This is a genomic window from Neptuniibacter sp. QD37_6 (genome assembly GCF_047778085.1).
Lineage (GTDB): Bacteria > Pseudomonadota > Gammaproteobacteria > Pseudomonadales > Balneatricaceae > Neptuniibacter.
Genome location: NZ_CP180550.1, coordinates 1,204,469 through 1,220,438 on the forward strand (window position 1 = coordinate 1,204,469; position 15,970 = coordinate 1,220,438).

Sequence of the window (15,970 nt, forward strand, 5' to 3'; positions counted from 1 at the left end):
TCAATTCTGCTTTTTCATTTTTTTATATTGCTGCATGAAAGTCTGCGATTCAGGTGCAATAAGGTCACGGTTTCTTGTCCATCCGCTAGTCATCGGCATGGAATGTATCCATCCTTTTCGTTTGAAAAGCTTCATAAAAGGGAGGGAGCAGCTACTAAATAGCTGGAACAGTTTTGGGCGTTTAGCGAGTTGAGAAAAAACGGTAACAAAAACACGGTTTGTTAATGGTTCATATTTTTTCTCCCACGACTGGGATCGTAACGAACGTAAGAGTTTTGGCAGTGGTATTTTAACTGGGCAAACTTCTTCGCAACGTCCATTCATAGTACATGCATGGGTTTGTTTGTTGGCTACCTTTAAACTGTTCATATGTGGTGTTAACACGGATCCCATTGGGCCCGGATATACTGAGCCGTATGCATGCCCACCGATATGTTTATAGACGACACAATGGTTCATACATGCACCACAGCGGATACAGCGCAGCATTTCCTCCATACCTTTTGCAAGCATTTTGGTACGGCCGTTGTCTACCAAGACAATATGACACTCTTCAGGCCCATCCGCATCGTTCTTACGTTTCGGACCGTTGTGGAAGGTAATGTATTGGGTGATCTCACCACCCGTTGCTGAGCGGGTTAGCAACCTTAGTAGCGGTACCGCATGTGCCATGGAAGGAACAAGCTTTTCTATACCCGCTGTGACAATGTGTACTTTCGGCGGAGTTGTTGTTAATTCGGCATTACCTTCATTGGTTACCGTACAGGTTGAACCGCTATCGGCAAGCAGGAAGTTTGCACCACTGATACCTATATCTGAAGTTAAGAACTTACTCCGTAAATCACGACGGGCACTTCTGACCAATTCAACTATTTCTTCTGAAGATGTTGGATCTTTGTGGTATTCACGGAACAGTTTAATAACGTCCTCGCGGCTACGGTGCATCGCAGGCCAGACAATGTGAGAAGGAGGGTCGCCTGCAAGTTGGATAATATGCTCAGCTAAATCTGTTTCTACACGTTCGATACCAGCATTATCCAGAGCATGGGAAAGCCCTATCTCTTCACCCAGCATGGATTTACTACGGGTAACTTTTTTAGCTTCATGCTGTTTGCATATATCTAAGACAATGCGCGACGCTTCTTCTCCGTCACTTGCCCAGTGCACAATTGCACCTTGAGCCGTTGCATTCTTTTCAAACTCGGCAAGATAGTGATCCATATACTTGATCGTATGGTCTTTAACTTTCTGGCCTTGCAAACGTGCATTTTCGAAACCAGGGAAGTTTGCGACTGCTTCTGCTCGCTTTGCTTCCGCTTTATCGGTAGTTCTTCTGATAACAGGCTTTAGGTTTGGTTGTGCCAATGCTTGACTGACGTTTTGCTCAAAATCTTCTGGTCTATTTGCATGCATTACTTATCTCCCAGCAGATTAGATGCCATGCCAGCGAGTACTTCTGCAGCATGTAATGCTTTGATATTGGTATGACCTTCACGGTTTAATTTTCCAGCCATGTTCATCAGGCAACCCATGTCACCACCGAGAAGAAAATCCGCTTTGGTGTCACGAATGTTTTCAGTTTTTTCCTCAACTATAGCGTTGGAAATTTCTGAATACTTAACGCAGAAAGTACCGCCAAAACCGCAGCATTCAGAATGACCATGGAGAGGTTTATGCTCAAGGCCCTGTACATGCGACAGCATTTTTCGTGGCTGTTCATACACATTCAGTGAGCGATAACCGGTGCAGCTATCGTGATAAGTGTAAGTGCCTTTAAGCTCAACATCCTGAGGCTGGTACTGACAAACGTCGACAAGAAAGGAGAGTAACTCGTAAGTTTTATCAGCAAGCTTCTGTGCACGTAATTCCCATTCAGGTTGCTGTTTAAAAACTTCTACAAAGTTTTTCTTGATCATGCCTGCACAAGAGCCAGAAGGTACAATAACGTAGTCATATGCTTCAAACTGCTGAATCGTTTGATAGGCAATCTGGCGTGTACCTTCGTCGTCACCCGAGTTAAATGCAGGCTGACCACAACACGACTGCTGGTCCGGGACATCAACCTGACAGCCAGCATCTTCTAACAGCTTAAGTGCAGCAAAACCCACCGATGGGCGCATTGTATTTACAAGACAGGTCACAAAGAGACCTACATTCTTTTCAGTGATATCACGACAATTAATCCCAGAGGATTCTGTCTTGTTACCACCCACATCAATAATTTTTTTAGACATCAGCCTTATGGCCCCTTTATTTTTAGTAGTGACGTGTTTCTCATAGAGAAGGACTTACTTGTGTTTTCCGAACAAAAGTAGTCAAGCTATTCGTGTGATTTTTTGTAAATTAGCTCTTCCGCATAAGCGGCAAAAGGAAATCGTATTAATTGGTCTTACCCTATTCAGAGTGTCTATCTGAATTGATAGCAAGTGCTATGCCATGAGCTACTCAGTTTCTTCAAATAGTTCTCGTGTAAAGTCGATATGCTCTATAGCCGCTGCTTTTGCTGCTTGTGGGTCTCGATTAATAATTTCCTGGTAAATTTTAGAGTGTTGGGCAGCAATACTATCCGGGTAACGCCCACATTTTTTTAAGGTATTGTCCAATACTGCATAAATGGCATTGAAATAACGGTTGTAGAATATTTGGCTGAAAGACATAATAAAAAAATTGTGACTGGCTTCCGCAATCATCATGTGGAAATTGAGATCTGCTTTTGCTTTAGTCAGCGTTGTATTGCCATTATTACGCGTCTGCATTTCCTTATATTCCAGACCTATTCGATCTAGATGCTGTTCGGTAGCTCTTAACGCTGCATAGAACGCTGCTTCCCCTTCCAGCGCAGCGCGTATCTCCATTACCTGCTTCTGCAATTGGATATCATCAACATTGTGCTCTTGTGGCCAGTCAAACATAGGTTCCAACAGGTTACGGCAGACTGTACCCCCGCCATGATAGGTTTCTACCAAACCCTTTGATTGTAGATCCTGGATCGCTTCTCTAACCGTAGCTCTGGACAATTGGTGCTGAGTTGCTAACTGACGTTGCGATGTCAATTTCTGCCCTGGTGAAATCGCACCCTGTAAAATATTTCGCTGCAATATTCGACTCAGCTGTTGGCTTAGTGTTTCTTCTTGGTGAATGCTCACTTTAATGATTGTTTTCTAATCTGAGTTATTTGGAGTTCCAGCGTTACTTAAACTACGTATCAGGAAGTGGTACTTGAACAATCTACACTTACAGCTTCTATCATTTGTGCCTTCCTTCTTTTCTTATCAGCAGCGACTTCAATTGCGCATAGAGAGGGATTGTTATTAATAACAATGCATTCAAGGCATTGCACACATTCCTTCATATCGATTTTTCCCTGCTTGCTGATGGCATCAATTTCACAGTTCATGCGACAATTTTGGCAGGGAGAACCACACTCGGCTCTGCGGGTTAGCCAATTGAATACAGGTATCGAACCTAAAATTGCCAGACAGGCACCGAGTGGGCAGAGATAACGGCAGTAGAATTTATGCACTTTGAGTGCGAGTAAAATCAGAATGATGGCGTAGATAACGTACTGCCATTCGCGGACGAAATACATCGTAATACTGGTTTTAAATGGTTCCAGTTCTGCCAGTGTTTCGCCTAATGTCAGAGAGTAGAAAGAAGCACCGATAATGGCTAACAGCAGAAGGAACTTAAGCTTTTGTAAGCGGTTATGTTGTTTAGGTTTGATCTTCCATTGCTTGATGTTGAGCTTTTTCGCCAGCAATCCGGCAAACTCCTGAATCGCACCGAACGGGCATAGCCAGCCGCAGAAAAGACCGCGCCCAAATAAAACTAAACTGATCAGTACATAACAACCCAGTATGAAGATGATCGGATCAAGTAAAAAAAGATCGAGAGATGAACCGTCAATCAGAAGGTGTTGAATGGTTAGAACATTTACAATACTGAGCTGGCCCTGGGCATAAAAACCGATGAACAATACCGTGTAAGTCAGGTATACCCACCGTATTTTATGGAACCTACCTGGATCAAGAACAGCATAGTGTTGATTGATAAAGAGAACGCTAAGCAGAGTTAATCCTAAAAGCAGTACTGCTATCTTATTTTGTTGTTGTTGCCATAGCTGTTTCCATAGAGGAATTTCCTTATCTTCAGCACTTAAATCCTGGCTGAAATGTTCCTCAGGTAGCCTGTAAATCTCTTTAAGCTTTGCTTTTTTACTCGCTATAAACTCCAGGTTGGTTCGGCTCAGAGGGTCAAATGTTGCAACCAACGGCACACGCAGCAGTGAGATTTCTTGCCAGTTATTATCAGGTAACTTTAATTGCTCGGTGATGCCTGAAGGTGATACAGGCTTGTGGATAACTTCAGCACCACGCTGTTTGATTTTCAGGAACCTTGAAAAGTTTTGCCCTTGCCAACCCTCTTTACTGAGAAGCAGCAGGTATTGATCTGACGTATTGATTTGGTCTTTCCAGTTTGCGTATTCGGTTTCAGATAACAGGTTACGCGCGACCAAAGGGTGACTCATATATGCAATATAGAGTTCGGTGATGGGTTTTGCGTTATCAATGGCAACTGGCTGACTGGGGTAGCCTAGCTTCTTGTCTAACTGAGCTGTCTGAATCTGCTGTTGGTAAATAGGCCAGTGTTGTATCAGACCTGTTTCAACAAGTTCATCAAAAGACATTACCTTAAAACTGTCGAGCTTAGGAATGCTTTTGTTTAGAGCCGCATATCCTGCCAGCTCTTTTGCACGAGCAGCTGCCCGTGCGGCTTTAGTAATGGTTGTATTGATGCCACCGGTGGTTACTGTAGCGCTGGTGATACCGTCGATATAAGTGCTTTTTCCACTGCCTTTTAGCTCTTGTTGGTTATCGCCGCGAACATAAATATTGTTGGATGCTGGAACGTCGATCAACTGTTCCATATATCTGACTAATATTTGTGGACCGTCTCCTTTCAAAAAGATGGGCTCATAGTGTTCAAGAACCTCAAAACCCGTGTAATGACCTTGCGGGTTTAGTCCGATCAATATATCGATAGGCTTTCCGCTATAACCGCGTACAGGGAACAGTTCAGCTGTTCTAAACGCATAGCCTTCGATATCACCAAAGCGATATACCGGAATAATACTCAGGTCACGGTCTTCCTGATGCATGTGACTGGCATTGGGAAAAAGCTTCTGCAGAGCAGGAGAGAGAGGGATTTCGGATGCAGCTACAAGATTAACTGACTGTAAAAACCAACAGAGGAGAAAGAATACTGCTGTTCTAGCAGAAATATAATTTTTGTAAGACACAGTAGTATTCGCTCCTCAGTGATCCGGTGGCTTTATTTCTTGATGGAGTAGGCGACAAGGTTGCCTTTTTGCATCTGTGGAATCAGAAGGAGTCTTTTACTGCGTAGATAGAGCATGTCAGCGCTTCCCTGACCCAGCTCTAGTAAGGTGCTTACTTCTCCGTTTGATTTCACCAGTTTGAGCTTGCCTTGCATCCAGTCGGTTACCAGGAAGCTGTTGTTATCGCGTTTAGCGAGGCCATCCAGGTTGCCTATTGGCTTACCATCCGCAAAGTCTTTTATGCTCTTATCTTCAGGAGAGATCAGCAGAATATGACCGGGAACATCGGTTTTCCAGCCCTCGGTAGGTTTGCCCCAACTGCCAACAATGATGTGTTTATTATCGATATAAAGACCGTTAGGGTTCTCTAGTCTTGGATCTTCAAGCCAAGTTTTAAATTTACCCTGATAGAGGCGATAAAGGCGGTTGGTCGCGGTGTCAGTTACATAGATAACACCACTGCTGGTTACAGCGATATCGTTAAGAAAACTCTTCTCGTCCGCTTTGAAGCGTTTGGTTACTTTTGCGGTTTCTACATCAATCACCAGCAGTTCATTGATGTCGGTGACGAACAACTTTTTACCAAGCATCGCCATGCCTTTCGGAGCATTGAGCCCATCAATCCATTTCAGTTTCTCAATTTTTCCGTCATTGGCAATAAGTGATATAAATCCATTTCCATCCACTGCATCTGGCTCACCATTGATGCTAGAAACGTAGATGGAGCGACGCATAATGTCATAAACGACGGATTCAGGTTGTTTTAATTCGTTCTTGGTTTGCCACTGTTTTTCAAGATTTAAGTTATCAGCCATCACTGAGCAGCTGAGAGGGAGTAACAGAGACAAAGAAAGTTGTAAGGTCAGTTTTTTTAGCATGGTAAAGATCTCCAGTGGTCCCTGTTAATGAGTGATGGTTTGGGCTGTTTTCATTGCTTGCTGCTCGGCCTGTTTGCAGAACTTCTCCCTTGCTGGCTTGTTTGCTAGAGAGATCTCAAGGCCTTTCTTTATCCCCGTCCGGTAGTGCCTGATGTCGCTGAACAACGCATTGTTGTAGAGATCCCATTCGTCATCACTCATCTGTCGTGCGATCTCAGTGGCTTGTACATTCTGACTACCTGCAACGATAAATGAGTCATAAACAGCACGTTTTAAGCCATTTACCGTGAGTCCGATTTCGTCAGCCAGGTCATTATGCTGGCACCAGTTCAGGACCGTCTGGTTTTCAATTTGAGGTCCATGGCTACGTATCATTTCGGTGAAAATATCGCGCTGTAACTTAATCAGCAGATCGGGTTGTTCAGCCGCAGCCGCTTTGTTTACGACTAAAAAGGAGCAGCCAAGTAGTAGAGATATAAAAAGTTTTTTCATGTTACTTCTCTTAAATAAATTGGAGCTAAGTGCTTAAACCTGTTCCCTAAGGGCTTAAAGCTCGCTGATGATGGAACGCATCTTTTCCAGATAGATTGATTCAGGAATAGTGCCTTGTTCATACAACTCTTGGAGTTGGCGAAGGCGTGCTTCTACGGAGGACGGTTTAACGGTATTCGTGACCGCTGGTTGAATTGTGGCCTGTTCCAGTTTTTTAATGCGCTCTTCTAACGCATTCTGCTGTTGGCTCTCTTGTGCTTTTTGTTCGTTGGAAAGGTATTTCTGTTCCAACTGATCTTTATGAGCAACTTCCTGAATATAGTCGTAATTCTGATCAAGACTGATACGAACCCAATCATGACGCTGGTTGACTAACTCTGCACCCGAAAAAGGTTGTAGCTGCCAATCATGTTGGCCGACTTTACTTGTATTGCCTGTATCAAGTTTAAAGTTGGCTAGTTCTACATTAGAAGCGAAACGACTGTTGCTGACCCCCTCGCCTGAGCGAACATATTTTTTGTGCAGATCAACGTGTATCTCACCAAAGATCATGTTCAGGTTGTTATCTTTTATAAAAGCCGTACCACTTACGGAAAGGTTTTTATTTCCAAAATAGACACTTTTAAAGTCAGAAACAGAGAAAGTGACGGCTTCGTTTGTTGCTGCTTTGGTCAGAGCTTTGCTGAGGCCTTGAGCGAGCAGGTCAATCTCTTTATTTGAAAACACACGGCTGTGTTGATCTGTTGAACTGTCCATCAGATTTAAAAGACTGGCAGACGTTTTATCACTGATTCTTAGCTGGCTAAGTATCCTCGCCAGTTTTTCTGGCTCGATTTGAGATGGGTGATCATTGTTTACATCCGCTTTACTTGAGATAGCAATGTAATTGGATTTATCTTTCCAGATCGTTTGTGGGCTTGCTTCTACGATTGATGAAAGAGTCAGTGAAAAAAAAAGTAGGTTAGTCAGCTTGGCACGATTCACGGCTTGTATCCTTATTATGGTTTTTATATCCGTTTACTCAACGCAATTTATATGCCAGTAGAATTAAGATCTGAGCTGCCCAGTTTAGAAAGGGTTTATTAAAGAGTTTTAGGACTTGGCTGTAGTGATTGTGCAGCAGTTGTTGCGAGCTGTGGCTTTCTACTGCTACACCTGTTTCTCTGTTGAGTGGGGTTGATCATAGGGGGGGGATTGAGTTTCAGTTTTTAATGGTTTTTTTTATAGGGGGTTTTGTTGGCTTGTAGTCTGCTAGTGTAGCGAAGGTGCAACGTTTGTTGCAGACAGTTGTTCGCCTTTATCTGGTTGGCCTGATAACCCTCACGCTTTTCTTTGCTGAGGATTGTTTTTTTAATCCTTGTATTTCAATGTGTTATCGATATTTCTCTTGGTCTTTTCTTTTTTGGCACGTTGATTGCCATTTTATCTGCGTCTCGTTGTTTCTTCTGATTGCTAGTCGACACCATCGAGAACTCAAAAAGATAAAGAACGGTGAAATATCGTGGAACGTAGATCATTTTTAAAGTCTTGTGCCTGCATTGCAGCTGTAGGTGCGACAGAAGGCTTGGCCACTCGTGCAGAAGCTGCATCTAAAACGCCTGAAAAAACCCGTCCTCAGCCGGGTGATCTGTTAGTGATTGAAGATGGGCATGGTAATGCTCGTGCTATCTCTGCCTCAGAGTTAGTCCAGGAATCTCAGCAGGTTATGGCTTTTCCTCAAGACCCTAAAACCGGTGTGATTCGCAGCGGTTCTCGATTTAACAAAGTAATGGTGATGCGCCTTGATCCAGCATTGATGGATGAGCAGACCAAGAAGAATTCTGCGGATGGTGTTGTTGCCTATTCTGCAATCTGTACTCATCAAGGCTGTGACGTGAACTCTTACATCGAAGATAAGAAAGAGTTCTTCTGTTTCTGCCATTACTCAAGATTTGATCCTTATGCTGCAGGCAAAGTAACCAACGGTCCAGCCACCAAAAAATTGGCAATGCTTCCAATAGAAATAAAAGACGACCTGTTGGTGGTTAAAGAGCCATTTACGCGTAAACCGGGTTACAAGAAATAAGTTAATACAGAGTCTCTATTCCCCGGGGTGGGGTTACCAAGAAGACAATAAAAACAGGAGTGAGCTATATGTCATTAGCTAAACGATTTGGGGCGCTGGCAATTGCTGTTGCTGTCGTACCTACTGCATTTGCAGTAGGCGGCGGGGCTACAGCTAAGTCAAACCCATTGACGAACTACAGTCCGGTAACTGAAGACCGACTGAAAAACCCAGAGCCAGAAAACTGGCTGCAGTGGCGTGGTAACTATGAAGGTTGGACATATAGTCCTCTGGAACAGATCAACGCTGATAACATCGATGATTTGGTACCTGTATGGTCTTACTCTACGGGTGAGTTGGAAGGTCATCAGGCCCCACCAATCGTAAATGACGGTGTGATGTTCATCTCTACACCAAACAATCAGGTAATTGCATTGAATGCAGAAACTGGTGATGAACTGTGGCGTTATAAAAAAGAGATTCCTGAAGAGCTGTTTCAGCTGCACCCAACTAACCGTGGTGTAGGCTTGTATGGCGATAAGGTTTATCTAGCTGCAACGGATGCATGTCTGGTAGCGCTAGATGCAAAAACTGGTGAGGAATCTTGGGTAACGTGTGTTGCTGATTGGCAAGATGGTTACTACATGACTCTGTCTCCACTGATCGCTAAAGGTCAGGTAATGGTAGGTGTTTCAGGTGGTGAGTACGGTATCCGTGGTCACGTTACAGCGGTAGATGCTGAAACAGGTAAGATCTCCTGGAAAACTCACACAATCCCGGCTCCAGGTGAGCCAGGTAGTGAAACCTGGAAGGGCGATGCGTGGAAAACGGGTGGTGCATCTGTATGGATTGCCGGTACTTATGATTCCGATTTGGGTGTAGCTTTCTATGGTACGGGTAACGGTGGTCCATGGATGCCTGATACGCGACCAGGTGATAACTTATACGCAAACTCTGTAATCGCTCTTGATGTTGAGACGGGTAAACTGAAAGGTTACCACCAGTATCATCACAATGATGCTTGGGATTGGGATGAAGTATCTCCTCCTGTAATTATCGACTACAAGCATAAAGGTAAAAACATCAAAGGCCTTGTGCATGCAGGTCGTAATGGTTACCTGTGGACGCTTGAGCGTAACAAAGATGGTTCCATCGATTTCGTAGATGCAGAAAAATACGTGAAACAGAACGTATTCAAGAGCATCGATCCAAAAACTGGTCGTCCAACTTACGATCCAGCCCACACACCAGGTACTGGTAAAAAGGTAACTTTCTGTCCTTCTCTGTGGGGTGGTAAAGATTGGCCGCCAGAAGCTTACAGCCCTAAAACAGGTCTGTTCTACATCCCAGCTCATGAGAACCTGTGTTCTGAAATGGGTGGTGTGAAGATGGGCCCACGTAAGTCTGGTGAGCTGTTTATCGGTGTACCTATTGCTGACATCTTAACTAACATCCGTCTGGCTGACGGTGCTGAAGATCACATCGGTGAGATTCAGGCTTGGGATATCAAAAAAGGTAAGAAAGTATGGCAGTTCAACATGAAAGAGATGAACTGGGGCCCACTTCTGGCGACAGGCGGTAACCTGCTGTTCTCCGGTGGTGGTAATGACCGTATCTTCCGTGCACTGGATGCTCGTACTGGTAAGAAACTGTGGCAGTACCGCGCTAACTCAGGCATCACTGCAGTACCTTCTAGCTGGATGGTGAATGGTACTCAGTTCATCGGTGTACAGGCTGGTTGGGGTGTTGACGCACAGCGTATGCAGGGTGCATTCGATGCTGTGATGGATCACACAACTACAGTTCCTCAGGGTGGTGTACTGCACGTATTCGCTCTTAAGAAAAATGCTAAGAAGTTGATGGACGCAGCTTCTCGATAAGCTGACCTCCCTCCGAGCTAGATAGCTTACTACCCCTTCGGTACGCTATCTGGCTCTTTTTCCTGAAGAATAAAAGAGATTAATGTCATGTCTGAAGTCCCTGTATATCGTAACTACATCAATGGCGAGTTCATGGCTGAGCCCAGCAGTACGATTGATGTTTTTAATCCAGCCAACGGCCAATTGTTATCCCGCGTACCCGAAGCCAATCAAGGTGAAGTTGAGCAGGCTGTTACTGCCGCGAAAGCAGCTCAGAAGAGCTGGGCTGCAAAACCAGCCAATGAGCGTGCAAGCTACCTTCGCAAAATTGCTAACAAAATTCGTGAAAATGCTGACCGCTTAGCGCGAGTCATTACAGAAGAACAGGGTAAAGTACTAAGTCTGGCCCGTGTAGAAGTTGACTTCACAGCAGACTATATGGACTACATGGCTGAGTGGGCGCGTCGTATAGAAGGTGAGGTTATTACCAGTGATCGTCCAGGTGAGAATATTTTCCTATTCCATAAACCAGTTGGCGTAGTTGCCGGAATCCTGCCATGGAATTTTCCTTTTTTCCTTATCGCACGCAAAATGGCGCCAGCTTTGGTAACGGGCAATACCATCGTTGTCAAACCAAGTGAAGAAACGCCGAATAACTGTTTCGAATTTACAAAATTGGTAGCTGAAACAGATCTGCCAGAAGGCGTATTCAACGTTGTTTGTGGTACGGGTGGTAATGTTGGCAGTTCTTTAACAACACACACTGGTGTGGATCTGATTAGCTTTACCGGAAGTGTGGAGACAGGTGCGCGTATCATGGCGGCAGCTGCTCCTAATATCACTAAACTGAACCTTGAATTAGGTGGTAAAGCTCCTGCAATCGTTATGGCAGATGCTGATCTGGATCTCGCTGTAAATGCAATTAAGAGCTCCCGTGTAATTAACTCCGGTCAGGTATGTAATTGTGCAGAGCGTGTTTATGTTCAAGCGTCAGTTGCTGATGAGTTTGTTAGTAAAATCACGGCGGCAATGGCTGCTACTACTTACGGCGATCCAATTGCTCAGCCTGATGTTGATATGGGGCCGTTGGTAAACAAAATTGGTCTCGATAAAGTTGCAGCAATGGTTGAAACTGCCAAGCAACAAGGTGCAACGGTGACAACCGGTGGTGCTGTAGCTGATTTAGGCCAGGGCTTCCATTATCAGCCAACAGTGCTAGCAGGCTGTAACGGTGACATGGAGATCATGAATAAAGAGATCTTTGGTGCTGTATTACCAATTCAGGTTGTTAACGATCTGGATGAGGCGATCGCTTATGCGAATGCTTCTGAATATGGCCTTACCTCTTCAATCTACACCCGCGATCTAAGCCAGGCTATGCGTGCTGTGAATCAGTTGGACTTCGGTGAAACTTACGTAAACCGTGAGAACTTTGAAGCGATGCAAGGTTTCCATGCTGGCGTACGTAAGTCAGGTATTGGCGGTGCGGATGGTAAGCATGGCTTGTATGAGTATACACATACTCATGTCGCTTACATCCAGTGTTAATTGAGCTGAAATTTTTCTGATGGGGGGGGCTCCCCCTCATTCAGGGTAATGGGATAAGAATGAGCATGGATAGATTTAAACGTAAGCTCGCCCTGTTAGATATTCCTGTATTTGAAATTGCAGATGAAAACGAAATAAAGCCAAGGGTTGCCAGCTATCTGCATAAAAATGGCATAGTTATAGGGAAACAGTCATGTAGTATTGGTACTGAGCCTGAATGTTCATTGGTCTCCGATCAGAGTGGCGGGAATGATATAGTCGTAGAGAGCTATACCGCTCTTTTAGGCGTAGAAGAAAGTGGCATATTTATTATTGAGCGTAATTTGGCTGAACGATTAAATAGTTATAGGGAGCAAACTTATTCTGTAATTCTGCTTAGTGAATGCAATATCGTTGAGAGTGTCGAAGTTGCTCTGCTCAGAATAGGCAGTGGTTCAGATTTTAATGATAAACAGTTTGTAGTGATTCAGCCTGAATCTCTCTCTGCACAGAGTTTGGTATTCATCTTAAAAAGTATTTAGCCTGAATTTTTTTAATAGAATTTTTATTCCTTATGGTAAAACTCCTTCGGTTTTAAACAATATCACCTTTCACCTTTCACCTTTCACCTTTCACCTTTCACCTTTCACCTTTCACCTTTCACCTTTCACCTTTCACCTTTCACCTTTTTAATTGTTTGTTCTGATTGTCTGCCTATGTCGAGTGTTTTAGAACCGCTACAGTTGATGGGTCATATGTAGCATAAATAAATAACATAATTATTCTCGGTATTAAAAAGACTTAAATATCTTTGAGTATGTCTAAGTTATGTAACAGGTGACTGAGCTTAATGTGGAATAAATTAAACGAATCTAGAAAATAAAATGAATTTTATGTTTTTTTATTTATTTTTCGTTGGATTTATATTTTTGGCATCATCCATGCAGTTACTAAATCTAAAGTTGGCAATATGCCAAATGATAAACTCAAATTAAAAATAATTTAGGAAAAGTAATTTATGAACCCTTTAACTGCAACCTCTTTGAGCATCGCAATTTTTGGTGCAATTGCTACCTGGATGGCGCTGAGCCTGCTATCTGGTTTTGTTCTTATTTGGGCTATCTTTATTGCCTGGGCTGCTTTTGCAGCACTTGGTGCAGACAATGCTGCATTCAAAGATACAGTCGTTTGTGGCCTATTTGGTGTAATTATAGGATGGATCGGTGCCTATGGTTTTCTGGCTCTGCCATTTGGAGTTGTACTGGGTACGCCTTTATGGGCTGCAATTGTGGTTGCTGTAACGGCATTTGCTGTTGTATTCGCTTCAAATTTATCTTTCCTAGGGGCGGTTCCTGCGTCAGTGCTTGCTTATGCAGCAACGTTTGCATATTTGCTGCAGACAGAAGGCAAAATGTCACTTACGACATTAACTTCAGGCTCTTTTGAAAATCCTCTGTTGATTATCTCGTTATCGGTCATTCTTGGTGCTGTTTTTGGCAAGTTGTCTACGGTAGCTGCAGGAAGTGTATCTGCTGACGTAGAAGCCAGTGCTTAAAGAGTTAATTAATAATTCAGTACTTAGTCTTTGTTGATTTAGATCCAGTCGCTCTCGATACTGCTTCCTCTACAGCAGTATCACCCCGCTTGTATTCACGGCGGATTTTGCCCCGGTCCTAGGATCGGGGCTTTTTTATGTGCTTAAAAAGGGGCTAAGAGTTTGTTTGTTAGTACGTATGCACAAGAGATATACTAAAAGGTATGAAGCTTGTTTATGTTATTGATGTTGCGTCGGAATGGTGCCCTTAGCGTAATATCGGCTCAGTGGCTTTTGCGGTGAAACTCACAAGGAACTGCTACTCGAAATTTTTATAAATTACTGTTCACTAAGCTAGCTAGAATCGTTGGGAGAATAAAAAAACCGGTACTAGAATAGTACCGGCTTTGAATTATTCTTTTGTAGTTAGCCCAATGGGCGAGCTATAGTAAGGTCTCGCAAGTAATCATAGAAAGTTTCAGGGCTGTTAACGCCACCACCTACTCCACTCATATTGATACCGCCATAAGGCAAGCCGTAGGCGAATACGTTGTGAGCGTTGATCCAGCTATTACCACCAACCATCTGTTCGGCAACGCGGTTGCAGCGTTCAATATCTTCACTAAACACACTGTTAGCCAGGCCGTAGTCCAGACTATTTACGAGCTCAATGGCTTCATCTTCATCCTTGAATTTTACAAGGTATGCGGCTGGGCCAAAGATTTCTTCACGGAAGCAGACATTATCTGGTGCCCCCCCCAGAAGATAAGGAGCTACATAGAAACCATCATCGTTACCGTCAACGGCTACTGTGCCGCCTTCAAGAATCTGCTCAGCGCCTTCGCTGAGACCTTTATCCAGATAACTTAGAACGGAATCTTGCTGAGTCTGGCTAACAACTGGGCCCATCTGCGTAGTAGGGTCAAGACTAGGGCCGATTTTTGTAGCTTTTAGTGCTGCTGTAACTTTTTCTACAAAATCATCATAGATATCTTCATGAAGTAACCAGCGAGTTGCTGTGCAGCACACCTGTCCAGTATTTAAGGTGATGGCACCAGACAGTTGCTCAACTGCATTTTCAATATCTGCGTCTGGGAAGACTACTGCGGCACCTTTACCGCCTAGTTCAAGCTTGCATGGAATAGGACGCTGTCCACACATTGAGGCAATCTGTTTACCCACACCAGAGGAGCCCGTGAAAGAGATCCTTCTGACTTTAGGGTTCTCAATCATAGGCGTACCCACAGCACCACCAGAGCCTACTACTACATTGATAACACCTGCAGGGATTCCAACTTCTTCAGCTAATTTACACACGTACAGAGTTGTCAGAGGTGTAAGTTCCGCTGGCTTTATAACAACGGTGTTACCCGCTGCCAGAGCAGGAATGACATTCCACATTAGAAGATCAAAAGGGAAGTTCCAAGGGAAAATAAAGCCACATACGCCGTATGGGGCACGGTGAACGCGGGCTTCCATGTCCTGAAGTTCCAGAGGTTTGCCGTAATCTGCGGTTTTGGCCAATTCCGCATAATAGCGAACGCATTCGATACCGAAAGGAACGTCAAAGCCTTCCGCATTGACGAATGCTTTACCAACATCAAGCGCTTCAAGCTGGGCTAATGTATGCGATTTACTTTCAAGCTTTTCTGCAAGTTTTACGAGATATTCAGAGCGTTCTTCTGGAGATAATTTGGACCAGTATTTAAATGCTTTGTCCGCCCCCTCGACAGCAAGATCGACATCTTCTTTACCGCCTGAGGATATCGTAGCGATTACAGTGCCATCAGAAGGGCTTATAACTTCTTTTTGTTTTTTTGACGGGCTGTCCTGCCAGGTACCATTGATGAACTGCTTAAGTGGCTGTGCCAGAAATTCTTGAGCCTGAGGGCATAAATTTGTAGACATAAATATCTCCAGATTATTTGAAAAACTTGGAAACAGTCTGGGACTATTTCAATTACTTTCTGAGTTTTTCGATGGGTGTTTTAAAGCCTAATAATGAGAGCATTTAGTGTGCCAATGTTGCGGTATATTATTAGGATTGTGTTTATAGCTATTTGATAGGAATAGCTTTATTTGTGATGTGTGTTCTTGTTTATTTTTTATGTAAGTTGCAACAGTTGTCTGTCGCATCAATGAAACGAAAGGCTGAATTAGCAGAAAAGCTTCATGGGAGATGTTGATGGAAGAGCAGGACTAAAGAGAACTCAGGCTATTAGAAAAAGGACTTACCCCTGAGTGAAAACAGGGGTAAGCCAAAGCCACGGCCATCGTGACAAAATTGAAACATAACAA

The 15,970-nt window shown here is 43.8% G+C and carries 13 protein-coding genes; 5 read left to right on the plus strand and 8 right to left on the minus strand.

Going from position 1 to position 15,970, the window contains the following annotated elements:
- The 7 genes from ACMXYO_RS05495 to ACMXYO_RS05525 all read right to left on the minus strand — a co-directional run bounded on the left by ACMXYO_RS05495 (window position 1) and on the right by ACMXYO_RS05525 (window position 7,692).
- Window positions 1–1,413 carry a lactate utilization protein B gene (locus ACMXYO_RS05495; protein ID WP_415887535.1) on the minus strand — a complete coding sequence of 471 codons (1,413 nt, stop codon included), beginning with the start codon at window positions 1,411–1,413 and terminating at the stop codon, window positions 1–3.
- Window positions 1,413–2,234 carry a (Fe-S)-binding protein gene (locus tag ACMXYO_RS05500; RefSeq protein WP_415887536.1) on the minus strand — a complete coding sequence of 274 codons (822 nt, stop codon included), beginning with the start codon at window positions 2,232–2,234 and terminating at the stop codon, window positions 1,413–1,415. The genes ACMXYO_RS05495 and ACMXYO_RS05500 overlap by 1 nt, the downstream gene beginning before the upstream one ends.
- A 207-nt stretch (window positions 2,235–2,441) precedes the next feature.
- Window positions 2,442–3,146 carry a FadR/GntR family transcriptional regulator gene (locus ACMXYO_RS05505; RefSeq protein WP_415887537.1) on the minus strand — a complete coding sequence of 235 codons (705 nt, stop codon included), beginning with the start codon at window positions 3,144–3,146 and terminating at the stop codon, window positions 2,442–2,444.
- 59 nt (window positions 3,147–3,205) lie between these two features.
- The gene (locus ACMXYO_RS05510) at window positions 3,206–5,299 is read right to left on the minus strand and encodes a 4Fe-4S binding protein (RefSeq protein ID WP_415887539.1); all 2,094 of its coding nucleotides are present in this window, start codon (window positions 5,297–5,299) and stop codon (window positions 3,206–3,208) included.
- Between the two features lie 32 nt (window positions 5,300–5,331).
- Window positions 5,332–6,216, minus strand: coding sequence for an SMP-30/gluconolactonase/LRE family protein (locus ACMXYO_RS05515; RefSeq protein ID WP_415887540.1), 885 nt, complete (start codon window positions 6,214–6,216; stop codon window positions 5,332–5,334).
- A gap of 24 nt (window positions 6,217–6,240) precedes the next feature.
- Window positions 6,241–6,708 (minus strand): hypothetical protein, encoded by a 468-nt coding sequence (locus tag ACMXYO_RS05520; RefSeq protein ID WP_415887542.1) that lies wholly within the window; start codon window positions 6,706–6,708, stop codon window positions 6,241–6,243.
- Window positions 6,709–6,762: 54 nt separating this feature from the next.
- Window positions 6,763–7,692, minus strand: a complete 930-nt coding sequence (locus ACMXYO_RS05525) for a hypothetical protein (protein ID WP_415887543.1) — start codon at window positions 7,690–7,692, stop codon at window positions 6,763–6,765.
- 517 nt (window positions 7,693–8,209) lie between these two features.
- Here ACMXYO_RS05525 and ACMXYO_RS05530 point away from each other — a divergent pair.
- The 5 genes from ACMXYO_RS05530 to ACMXYO_RS05550 all read left to right on the plus strand — a co-directional run bounded on the left by ACMXYO_RS05530 (window position 8,210) and on the right by ACMXYO_RS05550 (window position 13,693).
- Entirely contained in the window at window positions 8,210–8,773 is a 564-nt protein-coding gene (locus ACMXYO_RS05530) for a ubiquinol-cytochrome c reductase iron-sulfur subunit (RefSeq protein ID WP_415887545.1), read from the plus strand.
- Window positions 8,774–8,841: 68 nt separating this feature from the next.
- Entirely contained in the window at window positions 8,842–10,632 is a 1,791-nt protein-coding gene (locus ACMXYO_RS05535; RefSeq protein ID WP_415887546.1) for a PQQ-dependent dehydrogenase, methanol/ethanol family, read from the plus strand.
- 87 nt (window positions 10,633–10,719) lie between these two features.
- Complete coding sequence (aldA, locus tag ACMXYO_RS05540; protein WP_415887548.1) at window positions 10,720–12,159, plus strand: aldehyde dehydrogenase; 1,440 nt, start codon at window positions 10,720–10,722, stop codon at window positions 12,157–12,159.
- Window positions 12,160–12,218: 59 nt separating this feature from the next.
- Window positions 12,219–12,680 carry a hypothetical protein gene (locus ACMXYO_RS05545; RefSeq protein ID WP_415887550.1) on the plus strand — a complete coding sequence of 154 codons (462 nt, stop codon included), beginning with the start codon at window positions 12,219–12,221 and terminating at the stop codon, window positions 12,678–12,680.
- Between the two features lie 476 nt (window positions 12,681–13,156).
- Window positions 13,157–13,693: a DUF1097 family protein gene (locus tag ACMXYO_RS05550; protein ID WP_415887552.1), complete on the plus strand. Its 537-nt coding sequence runs from the start codon at window positions 13,157–13,159 to the stop codon at window positions 13,691–13,693.
- 405 nt (window positions 13,694–14,098) lie between these two features.
- Here ACMXYO_RS05550 and ACMXYO_RS05555 read toward each other — a convergent pair whose 3' ends face one another.
- Window positions 14,099–15,580, minus strand: a complete 1,482-nt coding sequence (locus tag ACMXYO_RS05555) for an aldehyde dehydrogenase family protein (RefSeq protein WP_415887554.1) — start codon at window positions 15,578–15,580, stop codon at window positions 14,099–14,101.
- Window positions 15,581–15,970: the final 390 nt, after the last annotated feature.

What these genes read in the sequence shown, in the direction of transcription:
- ACMXYO_RS05500 (WP_415887536.1), bottom strand. Translation starts at nt 2,234, where the DNA reads ATGTCTAAAAAAATTATTGATGTGGGTGGTAACAAGACAGAATCCTCT.
- ACMXYO_RS05545 (WP_415887550.1), top strand. Translation starts at nt 12,219, where the DNA reads ATGAGCATGGATAGATTTAAACGTAAGCTCGCCCTGTTAGATATTCCT.
- aldA (WP_415887548.1), top strand. Translation starts at nt 10,720, where the DNA reads ATGTCTGAAGTCCCTGTATATCGTAACTACATCAATGGCGAGTTCATG.
- ACMXYO_RS05515 (WP_415887540.1), bottom strand. Translation starts at nt 6,216, where the DNA reads ATGCTAAAAAAACTGACCTTACAACTTTCTTTGTCTCTGTTACTCCCT.
- ACMXYO_RS05495 (WP_415887535.1), bottom strand. Translation starts at nt 1,413, where the DNA reads ATGCATGCAAATAGACCAGAAGATTTTGAGCAAAACGTCAGTCAAGCA.
- ACMXYO_RS05535 (WP_415887546.1), top strand. Translation starts at nt 8,842, where the DNA reads ATGTCATTAGCTAAACGATTTGGGGCGCTGGCAATTGCTGTTGCTGTC.
- ACMXYO_RS05555 (WP_415887554.1), bottom strand. Translation starts at nt 15,580, where the DNA reads ATGTCTACAAATTTATGCCCTCAGGCTCAAGAATTTCTGGCACAGCCA.
- ACMXYO_RS05520 (WP_415887542.1), bottom strand. Translation starts at nt 6,708, where the DNA reads ATGAAAAAACTTTTTATATCTCTACTACTTGGCTGCTCCTTTTTAGTC.
- ACMXYO_RS05550 (WP_415887552.1), top strand. Translation starts at nt 13,157, where the DNA reads ATGAACCCTTTAACTGCAACCTCTTTGAGCATCGCAATTTTTGGTGCA.